Annotated in this window: 2 protein-coding genes and 1 pseudogene; 1 reads left to right on the forward strand and 2 read right to left on the reverse strand. The window is 49.5% G+C overall.

The genetic code is table 11. The features are described from left to right. Positions 1-44 precede the first annotated feature (44 nt). Together OMP95_RS12555 and OMP95_RS12560 are read right to left on the reverse strand one after the other, a co-directional pair. Positions 45-722, reverse strand: coding sequence for a 2OG-Fe(II) oxygenase family protein (locus OMP95_RS12555; RefSeq protein WP_416234654.1), 678 nt, complete (start codon positions 720-722; stop codon positions 45-47). Between the two features lie 135 nt (positions 723-857). Next, positions 858-1,637: pseudogene (locus OMP95_RS12560) on the reverse strand (tetratricopeptide repeat protein); the annotation flags it as partial. A gap of 162 nt (positions 1,638-1,799) precedes the next feature. Here OMP95_RS12560 and OMP95_RS12475 point away from each other — a divergent pair. Then, positions 1,800-2,828 carry a metal-dependent hydrolase gene (locus tag OMP95_RS12475; protein ID WP_266329335.1) on the forward strand — a complete coding sequence of 343 codons (1,029 nt, stop codon included), beginning with the start codon at positions 1,800-1,802 and terminating at the stop codon, positions 2,826-2,828. Positions 2,829-2,953 lie beyond the last annotated feature (125 nt).

Here is a 2,953-nt window from a genome sequence, read left to right on the forward strand (position 1 = left end):
CAATCTGCGTCCATCTGCGTAATCTGCGGATGTAATGATTTGTATCAGGCAGGTTTCAAATCAAAAGCAATACAGATACGTTCTTCATCAGAGCTGAACGGAATGGTCCGGTGAAACACCGATGAAGGAAACATGACCAGATCGCCAACAGCAGGGGCAATGGTTTTGGTCGGAAAATGGTCGTGTTTTTTAGGGTAATCATCACCGTGGGTGCTGAGTTCGATGCTGCCTTCGTGCTCATGCTGTTTTTGGGTGGGCACGGACAGGTAAAGTGAGCCACTGACCCAGCCTTCCTCATGAATATGTGAGGTCAGGTGACCACCGCTTTTCATCTTCACATACCAGGAGCTGGCAAATTCGGTATTTTTGGGAAAGGCTTTAACAAACTGGCAGTTCTCAGCAGCGAAAGTCTGGCGGTATCGTTCGACCGCGTCTGCTACCAGTTGCGCCAGTTGCCGGAATGAGGCTTCAGAGCGTTTGAACAGATTACCCGAAGACTGCACGCCGTTGTGCAGGCGGCCCTGATATTTTTCTTCCACATCACAGGTTTCGATATCTTTTAATAATTGCCGTAATAAATCACTGTCACCTTTCAGTTCGGGGATTTCGGTGTGGAATACGAAATCCAGCGGATTTTTGCAGAAGTTGTAATCATTCTCGGTGCCGAAGTTCTCGGCATAATGCCCGGCCAGGGTTGCCAGAAACGGCGAGTTATCTTTCATCCGCTTGAGATCATCCAGCCCCTGCTTGAACTCAGCAAAGCGCCCTGTTTTATATAGACAGTACAAAGAGCGTTCCTGCCAGTCCGCATACCGGGAGCGCTGGAAATGCTCAAGCGCCGCCGGAAGATCGCCGCTGTCATATAAATAAACAGCCAGGCTGTAGTTGGCAAGCGGCAGTTCGGGATCCAGGGCCAGCGCCTGCTTGTAAGCTTTGACCGATGCATCATAACGGCCTTGGTCTCTTAACACTTCGCCGATATTACTGTGGACTTCGGCATAGTCAGGATTCAGCGCCAGCGCCTCATTGTAAGCATCAACCGCATCGCCCAGACGTCCCTGATTTTTCAAAGCGGTGCCCAGATTGAAGAAAGTTTGGGCATCCGGATGGATTTGCAGCGCGCGCTGATAGGCCTCGACCGCTTGTTCCAGCCGTCCCTGTTCCTGCATAACCACGCCGAGATTAGCCATCGCCTCGTAAAAACCCGGCTCCAATTCAACGGCTTTTTGATAACTCCTGGCAGCCAGTTCAAACTGCCGTTGCGACTGTAAAGCCACACCGAGGTTATAGTGAGCGTCGGTCAATGAAGGTTTGAGTCTGACAGCTTTTTTATAACTGTTAATGGCTTCTTCGGTACGATTCAGATTAGTCAGTAAAATACCGACATTGAAATGCAGCTCAGCGATATTGGGATCAATTTGTAAGGCCTTACGAAAGGCGTCCACCGCATCTTTGAATTTATTCTGCCCCGCCAGCGCATTGCCATAAAGATTATGCAAAACAAAAGCGTTGGGAAATTGTTTCAGCATTTTTTTTGCCGCCGACTCTGCGACCGCCAGCTGACCGGCATTCAGCGCATTGAGCACGGGTTGAATTTCTGCTTGCGTCGGTTGTCTTAGTTGCGCATTCTTTTTCATGGTGAGTTTTCTTGAGTCCGGTTGACCAGCATGGTTCAGATCTGATGCCTGAATACTTTGTAAAACCGAATGTATAACAGGGAAAAAGTTCCCGCAAGTAAGATAAGATCTCCCCCAATCAGTCGCACAGAACCTGTTTAGCTTTAAGGCAAGAAAAATCAAATGGATACAATCACTCAGGCGTTATTAGGCGGTGCCGTAGGTTATGCCGTTGCAGGAAAAACTTCCCGCAGAAAGGCTGTGCTCTGGGGCGCCGCTATCGCGGTGTTACCTGATTTGGACATACTCATCCCCTACGACAATGATCTGGACACGATGACCTATCATCGCAGCTGGACCCATTCCTGGCTGATTCAGACCGCGGTGGCACCGGCCATTGCCGGGGTATTGCATCGAGTTGATAAGACTTTCAGTTTTTTGATCTGGTGGCTACTGGTGTGGCTGGCGCTGGTCACGCATGCCGGACTGGACGCACTGACCGTTTATGGCACGCAGTTATTCTGGCCGTTTATGCCACCGCCTGTTTCTGGCGGCAGTGTATTTATTATCGACCCGACCTACTCCATCCCGTTACTGGCTGGTTTTCTCGCCATTCTGCTGAGGCCCCGGCGGGACTTCAGTGACAAATTGATGCGTTACGGTTTTGTCTTTAGTTGTTTGTATCTTTTATGGGGCTTCAGTGCCCAGCAATGGATGGAATATCAGACCCGGCAGACACTGGCCGAACGCAATATTCAGCACACCCATATCAAGGTATCAGCCACAGCGTTCAATACCTTGCTGTGGCGAATTCTGATCGTAAATGAGGAACATTATTACGAAGGTTTCCGCTCGGTATTCGAAACAGATAAGTCGTTGACGTTGAATCGTTATGACCGCGGCCGGCCTTTGATTGAATCGGTGCAGACTTTACCCTCATTACATCGCATTAAGTGGTTTACCAATGGCTTGTTCAAACTGGAGCAGCAGGGAACGCAAATCATTGCCACAGATTTGAGAATGGGTATAGAACCGGCTTATTTTTTCCGTTTCAAACTGGCGGAACAGAATGGCAGTGCTCTGGAAGCCACTGAACCCAACCGGGTACGCAGCCAGATTCAGCGTGAGTTAGGCGTTCGCTGGGTGTGGGAGCGGATCTGGAATCCGGCGGTTCAGTTCAATATCACCCCGGGAATAGCAGGTGGCGGTTAAATAACGACGTAAAACACGGAAGACACAGCGAAAATCAAAGAACATTCACACTCCACAGGCTCCCACACAGAATATAAATGCCAGACCATTTTTTATCCGCAGATTACGCAGATGGACGCAGATTA

Origin of the sequence: Methylophaga sp. OBS4 (assembly GCF_026319305.1) — a bacterium.
Classification (GTDB): Bacteria; Pseudomonadota; Gammaproteobacteria; order Nitrosococcales; family Methylophagaceae; genus Methylophaga.